We start from the raw sequence: 2007 nt of genomic DNA on the forward strand, positions 1-2007 counted from the left end.
CCGTCGCGAGCGCCCGGCTGACCGCCGGGCAGCCGGCGGACGCGCCCGCCGTCGAGACGGCCGTGGACCGGGCGCACCACCAGTGGGGCCGGATCGGCGACCCGTCCAGGGCCCGCGAACTCGGCGCGGTCCTCGCGGAACTGCGCGGACGGGTGCCGGGGCGGCGCGAGGGGGCCCTGGACCATGTGCGGCGTCAGCTGCGGCAGTTGCAGACGCAGGGCTGAGCGCCGGCCGGTGCGGGTGTCCCTACCGGACCGCCTCCGCCTCCGCCACCGGTGTCGTGGTCCGGTGGTCCGGCTCGGGGTCGGCGGCCTTGGCCGGGCCCGCGTTGGCCGCCAGGACCAGCGCCGCGACCGCGGCGACGGCCGCGGCGAGGCCACGGGCGTAACGCTCGGTGGTGCGTGTGGGTTCCAGCACGGCGGCCTCCCAACAGTGACGGGTTAAGCGTGTTTAATTCGCGGTTTAACCTAGGGGCTGTCGGACGCGAACGGCAAGGGGCACTGGGGGAGTTGGTGTGGGGGAACGGGACGAGCCGGCGACCATCGGGCGGCGGGTGCAGCAGTTGCGGGTGGAGCGCGGGCTGACCCAGAGACAACTGGCGGAGCCGGTGTACACGCCCGCGTACGTCTCCACGCTGGAGGCGGGCCGGGTGCGCCCCTCCGACGACGCGTTACGGCACCTCGCCGACCGTCTCGGAGTCGAGTTCGACGAACTGGCCACCGGACGTTCCGCCCGGCTCGTGACCGAGCTGCACCTGAGGCTGACCGAGGCGCAGCGCACGCTCGCCGTCGGTGAGACGGAGGCCGCGGTGGAGCAGTACGCCGGGCTGCTCGCCGAGGCGGAGGCGAACGACCTGGCCGAGGAGCAGGCCGCCGCACTGCTCGGGCTCGGGGAGTGCGCCCTGGAGACCGGTGAACTGGCCGAGGGACGCCAGTACTTCGAGCGGGCCGAGACCCGGCTCGCCGAGGCGCCGCTGCCCGCACGGGTGCCGGCGCTGCGCGGACGGGCCGTCGCCCACTACCTCGCGGGCGAACTGCGGTACGCGGTCTACCTCCTCGAGTCCACGATCGACGAGCTGAACCGGGGCGGCCTGCACGACCCGGACGCGCTGCTGCTGCTCTACGCCAGCGCGATCGGCCCGTACATGGACATGGGCGCGCACGCGCGGGCCGCGCAGGCGGCGGAGTTCGCGCTGGCGCTCGCGCCGCAGTCCGGCGACCCGGCGCTGGTGGCGCGCATGCACCGGTCGGTGGCCCGCACCCTGCTCGCCGAGGGCCGCCTCGCCGAGGCGGACGCCTCGCTGGCCAAGGCGGCGGAGCTGTACCGCGGGCTGCAGCTCCGTACCGAGCTGGCCAACTGCCACTGGATGCGCGGCTACGTGTACGCGCAGAACGGCGAACTGGAGCGCGCCGAGCAGGAGATGCGCGAGGCGCTGGCGATGCTGTCGGCCAAGCGGGCGTCCCTCTACAGCAGCCAGGTGACCGTCGAACTGGCCGACGTGCTGCGCCGGCGCGGCAGCTCCGGGGAGGCGGCGGCCCTGCTGGAGGACGTGCTCGGCGGGCTCTCCCCCGAGCGGGGCGCGGTGCACGCGGCGGCGGCGCACCGGCTGCTCGGGATCATCGCCGAGGACGACCGCGACGCCGAGCGGGCCGAGGAGCACTACGTGCGCGCGATGAGCCTGCTGGAGCGTGCGGGCGCGGCCGGTGACCTGGCCGACCTGTGCCGCCTCCTCGGTGACCTGCTGCGCCGCACCGGCCGCGTCGAGGCGGCCCTGGACGCCTACCGCACCGGCCTGGGCCACCGCACGGCCCCGGGTACGACCACGCTGGGCCCGGCGCCCGCCCAGCCCCCGGTCTGACCGTTTCGGGTGCGGCGGGCCGGGTAGTCGGGGCTCACTTCCGGGGGTGAACGGCCGAAGGAGGCGGTGGGCGTGCGGCCCGGGGACGACCCTGGGGGCGAGCCGGACAGGGACGACGAGCGGGTGCTCGGCGCGATCGCCGCGGAGCT

Annotated in this window: 2 protein-coding genes and 1 pseudogene; 2 read left to right on the top strand and 1 reads right to left on the bottom strand. The window is 75.7% G+C overall.

The genetic code is table 11. From position 1 onward, the window contains the following. Nucleotides 1–224, top strand: a pseudogene (locus B7767_RS36655) (hypothetical protein); the annotation flags it as partial. 22 nt (nt 225–246) lie between these two features. Here the strand turns inward: B7767_RS36655 and B7767_RS46860 are convergent. Then, entirely contained in the window at nt 247–417 is a 171-nt protein-coding gene (locus B7767_RS46860) for a hypothetical protein (protein ID WP_179167448.1), read from the bottom strand. 97 nt (nt 418–514) lie between these two features. Between B7767_RS46860 and B7767_RS36660 the strand changes: the two genes are divergently transcribed. Further along, on the top strand, nt 515–1858 hold the full coding sequence (locus tag B7767_RS36660) for a helix-turn-helix transcriptional regulator (RefSeq protein ID WP_085575789.1): 1344 nt from the start codon (nt 515–517) through the stop codon (nt 1856–1858). The last annotated feature ends 149 nt before the right edge of the window (nt 1859–2007 follow it).

Origin of the sequence: Streptomyces sp. 13-12-16, from assembly GCF_002114215.1 — a bacterium.
Classification (GTDB): Bacteria; Actinomycetota; Actinomycetes; order Streptomycetales; family Streptomycetaceae; genus Streptomyces.